Genomic DNA, 12,909 nt, shown 5'->3' on the forward strand with positions numbered 1-12,909 from the left:
ATCCACACAGCGTCAACGACGGATGTCGTCGGAGCTGTCGATCACCTCGAGGTCGCTGCGATAGGGCAGGCCCTCACAATCTCCGGGGACGGTGACCGCGAGCGCCCCGACGTGAATGGCGGTGCCGAGCCGGACATCGGGGGTGCAGTGGCGCAGGTGTTCACTCAGGTAACCCGCGACGAACGCATCACCTGCACCCACGGTGTCGATCGCGTTCACCGGCAGCGCGTCACGCTGGTACCGGTCACCACCGACGACGGCCACAGCTCCTGCGGCACCGTTCTTCAGGATCGACTCTGTGGGGCCCAATCTCGACAGCGCCAGGGCGAGTTCGACGTCGGAGGTCGGCGCGTCGGGTCCGAGGACCAGGCGGGCTTCCTCAGGGCCGGCGAAGACGATGTCTGCTCCCGCGACAAGCCGGTGAAGGACAGGTGCGGCAGCTTCGGGACTCCAGAGCTTGGCTCGGTAATTGACGTCGACAGACACGACAGTGCCCGCCGCGCGGGCCAGTTCGATTGCGGTGAACACGGTGTCGGCGGCTGACGCGCTCAGTGCCGGTGTGATACCGGTGACGTGCAGGATCTCAGCGTTCTGGATAACCGCTGTGGGCAGATCCTCAGGGGTGAATGCTGTTGCAGCGCTGCCGGCTCGGTGATAGTCGAGATGCGCGGCATCGGCGAAGCGGTGATGCTTGACCATGAGTCCGGTGGGGCGCTGATCATCGACGATGGCCCGGACCTCGACGTTTTCCGCCCGCAGGCGACGGGCGATCATCGTGCCGGTGGCATCTGCGCCCAGACGCCCGAACCAGGTGGCCGATCCACCCAGACGTGCGACGCCGATGGCGACGTTCGACTCTGCACCGCCGATGCCGTATCGGAATCCGCGAGCCGTTTCCAGCGGACCGATGTCGAGCGCGCTGATCAACCCCATCGACTCTCCGAAAGTGACCAGCCCGCCGCCGGACTCGGCGTCTGTCATGACGCCTGCCCGAGGCTGGTCACGAAGTGTGCTGCGCGAGCTTCGATTTCATCCCACTGACCTTCGGCCACCAGCGCCGGCGACACGACGCTGGTGCCGGCGGTGACTGCGGCGGCGCCGTGGCTCAGGTAAGTGTGCGCGTTGCTCGCGTCGATACCGCCGGAGGGCACCAACGCGATATCGGGGAACGGACCGTGCAGATCCTTGAGGTATTTGGGTCCGACGGCGCCTGCCGGAAAAATCTTCACCGCGGCCGCCCCGTGGCGGTGGGCTGCGTGGACCTCACTGGGGGTCATGGCGCCGTCCAGCAATGGAATCCCGTGATCGTTCGCCAGTGCGGCGACGTCGGGTTGATGGCACGGGGTCACGAAGAACCGCACCCCCAGATCGATGGCACGCTGCGCCTGATCGGCGGTCAACACGGTTCCGGCACCGATCACCGTGTCGGTGCCGGCTGCCGCCGCGACAGCCGATTCCAGGCATGTCTCGATGTTCGAGATGGTGAAGGTGAACTCGACGGTCCGAATCCCACCGCGGCGCAGCGCCTCACACAATCCGGCCGGATCGGGCACTGAAGCTGCCCGGACAACGGCCACCACACGGTCTGCCCATAGCTGCGATAGTCGTTCATCAAGGGTCCTGTTGGAGGCCACGATAGCCAATCCTATTCTCTGAGTGTCGGTTTGAGGAACTGGGCATGGCGTGTCGACGCTCGGCGGCGCCCACGGCGTCCGCCCAACTCCCTCCCTACCCAGTACATACTTGACAGGCACAACTTGTTAGACAATTATCCATATTGGTCCGGCCGGGTCGGCGCGAGCTCCATCGAAGCGACGTGCTGACTTAGACTGGCCCACGACGTCAGCCAGAAGAACCCGAGGTGTGCCGTGTCGCCGGTGCTTGCAGCCACATCACTGACCGAGTCACTCAGTGACGCGTTGCGCGCGCAGATCCTCAAGGGCGAGGTACCCCCAGGTCTACGGCTCACCGAAGCCTGGGTGGCCGAACGGTTCGACGTGGCCCGTCCGACGGCCAAGGCCGGGCTCGACCGGCTCTGCGCCGAAGGGCTGCTCCGCCGTGGCCCCCGCCGGAGTTCCGTGGTGCCGCAACTGTCGGCCGACGACATCACCGACATCTACTTCAGCCGCCAGCCGGTCGAGACGCTGGCCGTGCGGACACTGGCGGCCTCCCGTACCGCACCGACCGACGCCCAGCGGGCGCTGAACCTGATGCGCCTGGCGGCCGAGCAGTCGGCGCACGCCGACCACACCGAGGCTGACGTGGCCTTTCATCGTGCACTGGTGGCTGCCACGGCAAGCCAGCGGCTGCAGCGGATGCACGCCTCGGTGATGGGCGAGGCGCAGCTGTGCATTGCTCAGGTACGGCGCAACGCGTCGACCGACCTGACCGAGCTGACTGCTCGGCACGCCGCGATTCTCGACGCCATCGCCAAGGGGGAACCCGACGCCGCCGAAGCCGCACTGCGGGTCGATCTCGACGGTTGCCGGGACATGCTCCTGGCTGATGTAGCGGCAGTACGCGGCACCTGATCTCCTGCACGGCAACAGCTCTCGCCATCTAGCTGACGATCGGGCGCAAGGCAGCCAGCCGCGGGATTCCTTCGATCCAGCCGAGTGAATCCGTGGTCGGTACGGTCGGTTTGTACTCGCAGGCGACCGAGCCACGATAACCCGACGCCCACAGCTCATCGAGCACATGCGTGAAGTCGATGTTGCCTGTGCCGGGCTCGCCACGCCCGGGCGCGTCAGCGATCTGCACGTGGGCGATGAGCGACGCAAAGTCCTTGACATCGCCGATCAGGTCGTCACCACTGGTCGCCAGGTGAAACGTGTCGTACAGCAGCCCGATGTTGGCCAGTCCGGTGTCCGAACGCACCTGGCGCACAACAGCTATCGCGTCGGCCGCGGACTCCAGTGGATAAGCACCGTTGAGACCCCGCCCCAGAGCTTCGACCAGCACCGTACCGCCGACCTCGCTGAGCCGGGACGTGGCGACGCCGAGCCGCTCGCGGGCGACCGCATCCTGCGTCGCGGGGTCGCTTCCATCGCGGCGCTGGCCATAGAGGGCGTTGAATCCGGCGCAACCGGTGCGTCGTGCGATGTCGACGACGAGGTCGAGGTTCACGGCGAATTCACCGCTGCGCTCGGGCCACGAGATGATCCCCCGCTCGCCACCGGGCATGTCGCCGGCGAAGAGGTTGAGCCCGGTCAGCGCCACCCCTGCGGAACCGATGGCGGTGAGAAAGGCGTCCACCTCTGCATCGCCGGGCACCGCCGCGGGCCACGGCCACCACGTTTCGACCGCGGTGAAACCTGCTGCGGCGGCGCGCTCGAAGCGTTCCAGGTAGGGCGCCTCGGTGAACAGCAGCGAGACGTTCGCAACCAGGGCCAGCGTTTCCGTCGTCGTTGCGTTCTCGGCGCTCACGACTCGGTCCAGGTTGTCGACCCGGACAGGCGCGCGACCTGGGTGAGCAGCGCGGAATGGTCGAGGCTGCCTCCTCCGCTGGCGCGCAACGACGCCATCAACTCGGCGACGAGGGCACCGGCGGGCGAGAAGACACCCTGCTGGCGCGCGGCCTCGCGGTAGATGCCGAGGTCCTTGTGATGCAGGTCTACCCGGAAGCCCGGGGCGAACTGTCCGGAGACCATCGACGCTGCTTTGCGATTGAGCACAGTGCTGCCGGCGAGGCCACCCGCCAAGACTTCGACGGCAGGGGTGAGGTCAACGTCGTGTGCATCGAGGAAAACGAGCGCTTCGGCGACGAGTTCGATTGTGCCGGCGACGAGCAACTGGTTGGCGGCCTTGACGGTCTGGCCGCTGCCGGGGCCGCCCACGAGGACGATCGTCTTGCCCATCGCCTCGAGCAGAGACTGGGCCCGCTGGAAGGCGTCGGCGCTGCCGCCGCACATGATGGAAAGGGCGCCTTCCTGCGCGCCTGCCTGGCCTCCACTCACCGGGGCATCCAGCATCACCATCGAGGCCGCCGCGGCCCGCTCGTGCAGATCACGGGCGACATCGGGTCGAATGGTGCTCATGTCCAGCAGCAGGGTGTCGGCTGCGGCGGACTCCAGCACGCCACCGGGGCCGGTGTACACCTCGACCACATCCGGCGAGTCCGGCAGCACCGTGACCACAGCCTCGGCGCCGGCGACCGCTGACGCGAGTGAATCCGCCAGGGTCCCACCACCTTCGGCCAACGGACGGCCACGTTCCGGCGTGCGGGTGTATCCCACGACGTCGAAGCCGGCAGCGACGAGATTGAGCGACATCGGAAGTCCCATAACCCCCAGGCCGATGACGGCAACGCGCACGGGTCCCCCTTCAGAGAACAGGTCGGTCCGCCAGGGTGCGGAGCACTCGATGCGGTCTGATCCTGTCCGAACTTCGATAGAGAGTCAAGTAGCTTTGTCATAGTGATTTCGTCAGACAAAACAACCGGAATAGCAATAGGCTGATGTAGCGGCTGTCGCGATGGTGCGCCTCGTCCCGATGTCGCGCACCGCGGCTGCACACCCAATCGTGTTGCTGTGCAGCGACTCACCCATCCCGGGTGGGGTCACCGCGTCCGGCGAAGGCAGGCCCGGCCAGGAACCAGACCACGGTGATGGTCGGCAGAAGCAGCAGTGTGGCCCAATAGGGATGGTCGGCAGCCTCATCGACACTGGCGGGAACGTGCCACCCTTCGAGAGCGATCATGACGAGCAGGCAGGCCGCGCCGATGGCTGCGGCGACGACGACGCGGAACCATTCACGCCAGATCGCGCGCACTTCCGCAGTCGAGCCCTTAGGGGGCTTGTGGGGTTCGGGTCCGCCCGCGAAGCGGTAGCGGAACCACGCGTCGGTGCGCGCAATGATGTGGTGGCCGAAGGCCACCGTGACGCCCAGATACAAAGCCGCGAACGCGTGCGGTCGGGTTGGTGGGGCACCGCTGCCCACGTCGACCGCGACAAGAACCAGCAGAGCGAGATCGACCAGCGGTACGGCGGCGAGCGCCACGGCGCTCAGCCGCCGTGCACGGACGAGGTAGCGCAGTGCGAGCCCACTGAGCAGCAGCACCCAGAACGCGACCTCGGCGGTGACGATCGCCGCGATCATGCCGGCAGCAGTGCTTGTCGCAGCGCGGCGGTGGCCTGATCGCGGCTGATCAGGCCCGGCGCGGTCAGCAGCTCGAAGGTGAGGCCGTCGATGACTGCGTTGAGGTGGATCACCTCGAACGCGATATCGGTTGTGGGTGGCCGGAGGCCCGCGGTCGTCAGATCGTTGATGACGGTGGTCAGGAATTCCCGGATCGCAGTGGCCTGCTCGGCGACGATCCGGCCCAGACCCGGGTCATGACGGGCCTTGGCCACGAACGCCAACCAGATGCCCAATTCCCGCTCGGTGTCATCACGTAAGGGCATCAGCTCACTGACCATCGCCACCGCCCGCTGCCCCAGGTCGGGCTCCGCCGCGGCCAGCTGGATGCGTTCCTGGACGCGCTCGGCCAGGCTGGCCATGGCGAACTGGTGCAAGCCGGCCTGGGTGGAGAAGAAGAAGCGAATCGACCCCGACGACAGCCCGGTCTCGGCGATGACGCCCCGCACCGACGCCGCTTCGACGCCGCCCTTCTGCAGTAGCCGCCACACCGCCTCGGCGATCTCCCGCCGCCGCTCGTGATGATTCACGGGTGACATGACGCCGACACTAGCACAGCCGTGCTAGTGCCCAAGCCATCCCGACCGCCCCCCGACACCACCGCCTGGCTGAGCAGGATCGTCGGGGTGGACACTAGGTCGTGGCTCTTTCTGCAACTGTGTTCAAGGTGGAACTCGGCGTCTCCGATGTCGATCACGGCTACTACGCCGATCACTCATTGACCGTGGCCCGCCATCCCAGCGAGACCGATGAGCGGATGGTGTTGCGGTTGTTGGCGTTTGGGCTGCGGGCCCACCGGCTCAGCGACATCGACGGCGAGTTGACGTTCGGCGCGGGCTTGTCCACCCCCGGCGTGCCGGACTTGCGGCTCGCCGACTACACCGGACGGATCCTGGAGTGGATCAACGTCGGCCAGCCCGATGAACGCGCCTTGAGCAAGGCGGCCGGGCAGGCCGAGCAGGTCAAGCTGTTCCCGTTCGCCGCCGGTGTGCCCACCTGGTGGCGCACCGTCGGCCCGAAGGTGGCGGGACTGTCGAACCTGACCGTGGTGCAGATACCGCACGATCCGGTGCAGCGACTGGCCGAGACTGTCAACCGGCGCGTCGCGGCGCAGGTGATGGTGCTGGAAGGTCAGGTGACGATGACGGTGGGCGGAGTCGATGTCACCTTCACACCCGAGCAACTGATCTGACGGTGACGCTGATGCCGGAGAGTTCTTTGGACGCATCGTCCTGACGCCGTAGGTCAGATCTGCGCGCGTCGTCTCCAGCCCCTCAACGCGGCCCCCTGCGCGGTACCGCGAGATACTTGTACTCGAGGAACTCGTCGATGCCGACCTTGCCACCCTCGCGGCCCAGGCCGGACTGTTTGACTCCACCGAAGGGTGCGGCGGGGTTGGACACCACACCGGTGTTGACACCCACCATGCCCACCTCCAGACGTTCGCTCAGGTCGAAGGCCCGGTCGATATCCTGGGTGAACACGTATCCCACCAGGCCCCAATCGGTGTCGTTGGCATGGGCGACCACCTCGTCCTCGTCGGTGAAGGGGATCACCGGCGCCACGGGGCCGAACACCTCGGTGGTCATGAGTTCCGAATCCGGTGATACATCGGCGAGCACGGTGGGCGAATAGAAGTAGCCCGGCCCGTCCGGAAGCCGGCCACCGGTCAGCGCGGTGGCGCCTCGAGAGAGGCAATCGTCCACCAGCCGTTGCACTTTCGACCGCGCAGCCGCATCGATCAGGGGTCCCACCTGGGTACCGTCGTCGAGTCCGTTGCCGACCCTGAGCTCCGCCATTCGGGCTGCAAGCCTCTGCGAGAACTCACCGGCGATGCTGCGGTGCACATACATCCGGTTCGCGGCGGTACAGGCCTCCCCCATGTTCCGCATCTTCGCCGCCATCGCGCCCTCGACGGCGGTGTCGATATCGGCGTCGGCGCAGACGATGAACGGCGCATTGCCGCCCAGTTCCATCGAGGACCGCATCACCGTATCGGCGGCCTGGCGCAGCAGCACCTTGCCCACCCCAGTGGAACCGGTGAAGCTGATCTTTCGTGCTCGACCGCTGCGCATCCACCGCTGCACCACGGTCGCTGCGTCGGTGGTGTTGACGACGTTGAGAACTCCCTCCGGGAGGCCCGATTCCTGCAGGATCGCGGCGAGAGCCAGCGACGTCAGCGGGGTTTGTGGCGCCGGCTTGAGGACCATCGTGCAGCCCGCAGCCACCGCGGGGGCGATTTTGCGCGTACCCATGGCCAGCGGGAAGTTCCACGGCGTGATGAGCACGCAGGGGCCCACCGGTTCACGGGTCACGATGATGCGGTTGGCCCCGTCACCCGTGGTGGTGTGATCACCCGAGATCCGCACCGCTTCTTCTGAGAACCAGCGCAAGAACTCTGCGGCATAAGCAACTTCGCCTCTGGCTTCCTGCAGCGGCTTACCCATTTCCAACGTCATGACCTCTGCCAGCCAGTCCTGGCGAGTCATCACCGCATCGTAGGCACGGCGCAGGATCTCGCTGCGATACCGCGGCGCAGTGCGGGCCCAGGATCCCTGCGCCGCAACGGCGGCCGCCAGGGCGTCGTCGGCGTCAGCGGGACCGCCGTCGGCGACAGCTGCCAGCACTTCACCGGTGGCGGGGTTCTCCACGTCGAAGACCCTGCCGTCCATCGCATCACGCCAGTCTCCACCGATGAGCAGGCCCGTCGGGATTCCGGAGATGCCGGGGTGGGAGGTAGCGAGACTTGTTGTGGTCATGTCAGTGCAGCTCCTTGGTGAGGACCACCTCGAGATTCTCGAGCATGCGGTCGGCGTCGCTGATGGAGAACGGCAGGGGCGGACGCACTTTGAGGACACTGCCGCGGGGTCCGGAAGCGGAGATGAGCACTCGACGCCGGCGCATGTGATTGACCACCCGTAGGGCGGCGTCGCCGTCCGGGGTATTGGATTGCCGATCGGTGACGATATCGACACCCACGAACAAGCCGGCACCCCGGACTTCGGCAATCTGCTCGTACGATGCCGCCAACGTGCTGATCTCGGCCTTGATGTAGTCCCCGACGGTCGCGGCGTTGGCAATCAGTTCTTCAGTGTTGATCACATCGAGTACCGCCTGCGCGGCGGCGATGGAAACGGAATTGCCGCCAAAGGTGTTGAAGTACCGGATGTTGCGGCCGAACTCCGCGAGCAGCTCGGGGCGAAAGGCGGCGGCGGCGACGGGAGTTCCATTTCCCATGGGTTTTCCGGTGGTCATGATGTCGGGAACCAGGTTGTGCCGCTGGAAACCCCACCAGTACTCGCCGGTGCGCCCGAAGCCGGGTTGCACCTCATCGGCGATGAACAGTCCGCCGGCGTTGTGGACCTCCTCGATGACGGGCTGGAGGAAGCCTGCCGGGTCCGCGTAGATGCCGTCGGAGGAGAAGATCATGTCCGCAATGAACGCTGCCACGCCGAAGCCGTGGCGTTCCAGATCGGCGATCGCCTCCCGGATCTCGCGGCGCATGTGGGCTACGAGATTGTCGTTTCCGCCGTGGCGCAGGCGATCTGGAGCGCTGATGGTACGGACGTGCGCCCCGAGTGGCACGCCGACACCCAGTGAGGGCGAGAAAGCAGCCACATCGGAGGTCAGTCCGTGATAGGCGCCGGAGGTGACGATGATGCCCTGGTTTCCGGTGAAGTACCGGGCTACTCGCATCGCGAGATCGTTGGCTTCGGAGCCGGTGCAGGTGAACATGACGTGCCCGATCTCGGCCGGCATGGTTGCGAGAAACTGTTCGCTGTAGCTCAGAATCGACTGTTGTAAGTAGCGGGTATTGGTGTTCAGCGTCGAGAGCTGCCGGTGCACCGCGTCAACGACGTAGGGGTGGCAATGGCCGACGCTGGCGACATTGTTGTAGACGTCGAGATAGTCGTTGCCGTCTGCGTCGAACAACAGCGTCCCCTCGCCGCGGACAATCTCGACGGGGTTTTCGTAGAACAACCGGTAGCCAGGCCCCAGCAGGCGGTCCCGGGTCTCGACCTGGGCGCGGGTGCGCGGCGGCAGCTCGCGCAGGCGCGCGTGGTCGAACCCGTTCACCATGGGCTCGGACGCTTTCGTGGTGAAGGCCTTGTTCATGCTCACTGTTCTCCTGTCTGTGACGATGGCGCCCCGGTGTCCGAGAGCAGTGTCTGGATGGTGGGCATCGCCACCGACAACGCGCACCGCAGCCGGGTCCAATCTCGCGCTGAATGAGACAACCCGTAGTCGCGACTGTGCGGATCAACGGACGCACGCCAGCCAAAGATCAGTGCGCGCAGGAGAAGCCGAGCGGGACCGGCGACCGCCAGCAGCGCCACATCACGGTCTGCGAGCGGTCGTACGGCGCGGTACCCGCGCACGATGTCCAGGGCACTGCCCCAGGGGCGCCGCTCGTTCGCGCCGATCTGATTGGCCACGGCAACGGCCAGTTCGAACACCACGGGGCTGCGCACGACGTCGCCGAAGTCGATGACGCCGGTCACGAAACCGTCAGCTGCGGGGTCGACCACCACGTTGAAGGGGCTGAAGTCGCCGTGGATCATCTGCGTTGGCAGCGTGGCCATGCGGGGCGCAACGATCGCTTCGAACTGGTCGAACACCCACGTCGCCATGGACACGTCGTCGCGTTCGTTCACCAGCTGCAACAGCGGGCGCATGTGCAGGAAGTTCTTCAAATCCCAGATGAGCAACCGTGATTCCTCGGCGTGGCGAAAGCTGGTCAACGCCCCGTCCAATCGCGCCAGCGCGCTGCCGACCTGCTGGGCCTGCGAGGCTGTCGGGGTGAGTGAGGACAGCAGATCGCCGTCGAGGTAGTTCATGACCCGCAGGATTCGGGGGTTGCCGACGGAGTCGACGACCGTGGACTCCACCTGGCCGTGCACGCCGCGGATCAGCCGCTGGATCGGAACTGCCGGCCGGGCCTTTTCCAGGTGCAACATGACCGCAGATTGGAGGTTGACGATCTCGACGCTCTCGGTAGCCGGCGCGACCTTGACCAAAAATCGGCCCGCGTCGGTGGTCAGGCGGAACGTGTCATCTTTTTCTGTGGGAATGCGGCTCAACTGACCGGTCAGGTCGTACTGACGTCGCAGCTCAGCTTCCACTCGATGCTCGGGAAACCGTTCGCCCATCGACGTGTCCAGAGCGCTCTCCCGCACAATGCGATCCAGCGTCGCCGAACCCGCGAATACGTTTTCGCCGCGCACGCCGGACCGGATGGTGGTGGCGAGTGCATTGTCGTCGAAGGCGTTCGACATCCGAAGGTCCTGTTCTGTTACGGAAAAGTTGGTCCGCGCAGCGGATTACACCCGTCGCCCGCGCCACCTGCACACACTCCAAGGCAAGGTGGCTGAACTGTAGAACAATAGGGCAGGCGCTGTCCACTGCCTACCCCGTCAGGCGCAACCAGAAGTTCCTGAGCTGTTGTTTAACAGTTGTACGATGCCGGTATGTCCGTAGCAGACCGCATCCAGATCGTCGGGCGCAGCAGCGCGCAACAGATCGCCGACGGCTTGATGGACATGATCCTCGAAGGCGCACTCAAACCGGGCGAACGCATTCGGGAGAGCGTCATCGCTGATGACCTGGGCATCTCCCGCAACACCGTCCGCGAAGCGGTACGCCTGCTGCAAGGGACGGGGTTGGTTCGCTACACCTTCAACCGGGGCCTGGCCGTCTGGAATCCCTCCGATGACGAGGTTCTCGACATCTACCAGGCGCGACTGCACCTGGAGACCGCGGCGGCGGCGTCTCTGACTCCGGACACGGACCTCACCCCGTTGACCGACGCGATGGAGGCCCTCAAAGAGGCCATGGCGACCCAGGATCCGCGCACCATCGTGGACAAGGACCTGGACATACACCGCGCCATCGTCGGCTTGATGCACAGTCCGCGCCTGAACAAGTTCTATGCCGAACTTCTCGGCGACCTGCGCTACTTCCTGCTCGTACTGTCGCTCGATCACCACGAGTACGAGGCCGATTCGGGACTGGAGGACGAGCACCAGCGCATCGTCACCGCTTTTGCCTCGCGCGATCCACACCTGGCACGCGACACCATCGCCGAGATCATCACCGAGAATCGCGACGAGGTGCGCAGGATTCTCGCCGCTCGCACCGTCGCCTGAGTCGGGTCCGCAGGTCCGCGCTTTGCCGACTGCCCGCTCTCGCGGATCAACCACCTTCGAAGAACGGTCCGCGTTTCCCTTGCGCACCCCCGCGCCCTGTGCTTAAGTTCTCCATGTCAACTGTTGAACACTTGAGCAGACGCGTTCACCGCCGGATCTGGCTCTCGATGTGACTTGGAGAATCCTTCATGGCAGACGGCCAGCTCATGTATGTCGCGGGTGAGCATGTCCCCGCCGCAAGTGGAGCGACCGAAGCGGTCATCAATCCCGCCACCGGTGAACACCTCGCCACGGTTGCCCTCGGGGATGCCGCCGACGTCGACCGCGCGGTCGCCGCCGCGGACAAGGCGTTCGAAGACTGGGCGGCCACTACACCGGGCAAACGCGCTGAGCTGCTGCTGAAGCTCGCCGACCGGCTGGAAGCCCACAGCGAGGAGTTCGCCCAGCTCGAATCGCAGAACGTCGGTAAGCCGATTTCCGTGGCGCGCGAAGAGATTCCGTTCGGCGTGGACAACATGCGGTTCTTCGCCGGCGCCGCCCGGGTACTCGAGGGCCGCGCCGCCGGCGAGTACTCTCCCACGCACACCAGCATCATCCGACGCGATCCGCTGGGCGTGGTGGGTAGCGTCGCACCCTGGAACTTCCCGCTGGTCATGGCGATCTGGAAGATCTGCCCTGCGCTGATGACCGGAAACACCCTGGTGCTCAAGCCAAGTGAGCTGACGCCGCTGTCCACCCTGCGCCTGGCCGAGCTGGCGGCCGACCTGTTTCCACCGGGAGTGTTCAACGTTGTCACCGGCCATGGCGATACCGTCGGCGCGGCTCTGACCAGCCACCCGCGGGTACGGATGAGTTCACTGACCGGTGACACTGCCACCGGCAAAGTCGTCGCCCGCGCCGGCGCCGACAACCTCAAGCGTCTGCACCTGGAATTGGGCGGGAAGGCCCCGGTGCTGGTCTTCGACGACTGCGATGCCGAGCTGGCCATCACCAAGATCTGCGAGGGCGGATACGGTAACTCCGGCCAGGATTGTATGGCCGCCTCCCGCGTCTACGTCGCCGACGGCATCTACGACGAGTTCGTCACCGAATTGACCCGTGCCGTGAGCAAGGTTGCCATGGGTGAGCCCGCCGAGGAGTCCACCGAGATGGGCCCGGTGATCTCCGAGCGCCAGCGCGACCGGGTGGCCGGTTTCGTCGATCGGGCCACCGCCTCCGGCCCAGCCTCGCTGGCCGTCGGCGGTCTCGGATCGGGCCCGGGCTTCTGGTACAAACCATCCCTGGTCATCGACGCGGAGCAGCATTCCGAGATCGTGCAGAAGGAAGTGTTCGGCCCGGTGGTCACCACCACCCGCTTCGGCAGCGAAGAGCAGGCCTTCGCCTGGGCCAACGATGTCGAATACGGCTTGGCTGCATCGGTGTTCACCCGCGATGTCGGACGAGCCATGCGCGCTGCCCGCAAACTGCAGTTCGGCACCGTGTGGATCAACGATCACCTCCCGATCGTGTCGGAGATGCCGCATGGCGGGTTCAAGCAGTCCGGCCACGGCAACGACATGTCCATCTACTCCGTCGAGGAGTACACCGAGATCAAGCACATCATGATCAATCTCGAGTCCTGACCACA

Annotated in this window: 13 protein-coding genes; 4 read left to right on the top strand and 9 right to left on the bottom strand. The window is 65.7% G+C overall.

The window, feature by feature from the left end; genetic code table 11:
* Positions 1-12 precede the first annotated feature (12 nt).
* Both G6N58_RS07700 and G6N58_RS07705 read right to left on the bottom strand, forming a co-directional pair.
* A complete protein-coding gene (locus G6N58_RS07700) occupies positions 13-981 on the bottom strand; it encodes a sugar kinase (RefSeq protein WP_115279132.1) in 969 nt (322 codons plus the stop codon).
* On the bottom strand, positions 978-1,634 hold the full coding sequence (locus G6N58_RS07705; RefSeq protein WP_115279131.1) for a bifunctional 4-hydroxy-2-oxoglutarate aldolase/2-dehydro-3-deoxy-phosphogluconate aldolase: 657 nt from the start codon (positions 1,632-1,634) through the stop codon (positions 978-980). The genes G6N58_RS07700 and G6N58_RS07705 overlap by 4 nt, the downstream gene beginning before the upstream one ends.
* Positions 1,635-1,877: 243 nt before the next feature.
* Here G6N58_RS07705 and G6N58_RS07710 point away from each other — a divergent pair, with 243 nt between their 5' ends.
* Positions 1,878-2,531, top strand: coding sequence for a GntR family transcriptional regulator (locus G6N58_RS07710; protein ID WP_163907981.1), 654 nt, complete (start codon positions 1,878-1,880; stop codon positions 2,529-2,531).
* 28 nt (positions 2,532-2,559) lie between these two features.
* Here the strand turns inward: G6N58_RS07710 and G6N58_RS07715 are convergent, their stop codons facing one another.
* The 4 genes from G6N58_RS07715 to G6N58_RS07730 form a co-directional block, all read right to left on the bottom strand.
* Positions 2,560-3,426, bottom strand: coding sequence for a hydroxypyruvate isomerase family protein (locus tag G6N58_RS07715; protein ID WP_232067777.1), 867 nt, complete (start codon positions 3,424-3,426; stop codon positions 2,560-2,562).
* On the bottom strand, positions 3,423-4,313 hold the full coding sequence (locus G6N58_RS07720) for an NAD(P)-dependent oxidoreductase (protein WP_115279130.1): 891 nt from the start codon (positions 4,311-4,313) through the stop codon (positions 3,423-3,425). Before G6N58_RS07720 ends, G6N58_RS07715 begins: the two co-directional genes overlap by 4 nt.
* 226 nt (positions 4,314-4,539) lie before the next feature.
* Positions 4,540-5,097 (bottom strand): hypothetical protein, encoded by a 558-nt coding sequence (locus G6N58_RS07725; RefSeq protein ID WP_115279129.1) that lies wholly within the window; start codon positions 5,095-5,097, stop codon positions 4,540-4,542.
* Positions 5,094-5,675, bottom strand: coding sequence for a TetR/AcrR family transcriptional regulator (locus G6N58_RS07730; RefSeq protein ID WP_115279128.1), 582 nt, complete (start codon positions 5,673-5,675; stop codon positions 5,094-5,096). Before G6N58_RS07730 ends, G6N58_RS07725 begins: the two co-directional genes overlap by 4 nt.
* Positions 5,676-5,776: 101 nt before the next feature.
* Here G6N58_RS07730 and G6N58_RS07735 point away from each other — a divergent pair, with 101 nt between their 5' ends.
* Positions 5,777-6,328: a YaeQ family protein gene (locus G6N58_RS07735; RefSeq protein ID WP_068919285.1), complete on the top strand. Its 552-nt coding sequence runs from the start codon at positions 5,777-5,779 to the stop codon at positions 6,326-6,328.
* Positions 6,329-6,410: 82 nt separating this feature from the next.
* Here G6N58_RS07735 and G6N58_RS07740 read toward each other — a convergent pair whose 3' ends face one another.
* Genes G6N58_RS07740 through G6N58_RS07750 form a run of 3 tightly spaced genes read right to left on the bottom strand, consistent with a single transcriptional unit; the run spans position 6,411 to position 10,412 of the window.
* Positions 6,411-7,895 (bottom strand): NAD-dependent succinate-semialdehyde dehydrogenase, encoded by a 1,485-nt coding sequence (locus G6N58_RS07740; RefSeq protein WP_115279127.1) that lies wholly within the window; start codon positions 7,893-7,895, stop codon positions 6,411-6,413.
* A 1-nt stretch (position 7,896) separates the two neighbouring features.
* A complete protein-coding gene (locus G6N58_RS07745) occupies positions 7,897-9,216 on the bottom strand; it encodes an aspartate aminotransferase family protein (protein WP_115281672.1) in 1,320 nt (439 codons plus the stop codon).
* A 38-nt stretch (positions 9,217-9,254) separates the two neighbouring features.
* Positions 9,255-10,412, bottom strand: a complete 1,158-nt coding sequence (locus G6N58_RS07750) for a phosphotransferase (protein ID WP_068919287.1) — start codon at positions 10,410-10,412, stop codon at positions 9,255-9,257.
* Positions 10,413-10,604: 192 nt separating this feature from the next.
* Between G6N58_RS07750 and G6N58_RS07755 the strand changes: the two genes are divergently transcribed.
* Positions 10,605-11,282: a GntR family transcriptional regulator gene (locus G6N58_RS07755; RefSeq protein WP_068919288.1), complete on the top strand. Its 678-nt coding sequence runs from the start codon at positions 10,605-10,607 to the stop codon at positions 11,280-11,282.
* Between the two features lie 188 nt (positions 11,283-11,470).
* Positions 11,471-12,904: a gamma-aminobutyraldehyde dehydrogenase gene (locus G6N58_RS07760; RefSeq protein ID WP_197746405.1), complete on the top strand. Its 1,434-nt coding sequence runs from the start codon at positions 11,471-11,473 to the stop codon at positions 12,902-12,904.
* Positions 12,905-12,909 lie beyond the last annotated feature (5 nt).

The organism is Mycolicibacterium tokaiense (assembly GCF_010725885.1).
Lineage (GTDB): Bacteria > Actinomycetota > Actinomycetes > Mycobacteriales > Mycobacteriaceae > Mycobacterium > Mycobacterium tokaiense.

What these genes read in the sequence shown, in the direction of transcription:
- G6N58_RS07730 (WP_115279128.1), bottom strand. Translation starts at nt 5,675, where the DNA reads ATGTCACCCGTGAATCATCACGAGCGGCGGCGGGAGATCGCCGAGGCG.
- G6N58_RS07760 (WP_197746405.1), top strand. Translation starts at nt 11,471, where the DNA reads ATGGCAGACGGCCAGCTCATGTATGTCGCGGGTGAGCATGTCCCCGCC.
- G6N58_RS07725 (WP_115279129.1), bottom strand. Translation starts at nt 5,097, where the DNA reads ATGATCGCGGCGATCGTCACCGCCGAGGTCGCGTTCTGGGTGCTGCTG.
- G6N58_RS07755 (WP_068919288.1), top strand. Translation starts at nt 10,605, where the DNA reads ATGTCCGTAGCAGACCGCATCCAGATCGTCGGGCGCAGCAGCGCGCAA.
- G6N58_RS07740 (WP_115279127.1), bottom strand. Translation starts at nt 7,895, where the DNA reads ATGACCACAACAAGTCTCGCTACCTCCCACCCCGGCATCTCCGGAATC.
- G6N58_RS07745 (WP_115281672.1), bottom strand. Translation starts at nt 9,216, where the DNA reads ATGGTGAACGGGTTCGACCACGCGCGCCTGCGCGAGCTGCCGCCGCGC.
- G6N58_RS07750 (WP_068919287.1), bottom strand. Translation starts at nt 10,412, where the DNA reads ATGTCGAACGCCTTCGACGACAATGCACTCGCCACCACCATCCGGTCC.
- G6N58_RS07700 (WP_115279132.1), bottom strand. Translation starts at nt 981, where the DNA reads ATGACAGACGCCGAGTCCGGCGGCGGGCTGGTCACTTTCGGAGAGTCG.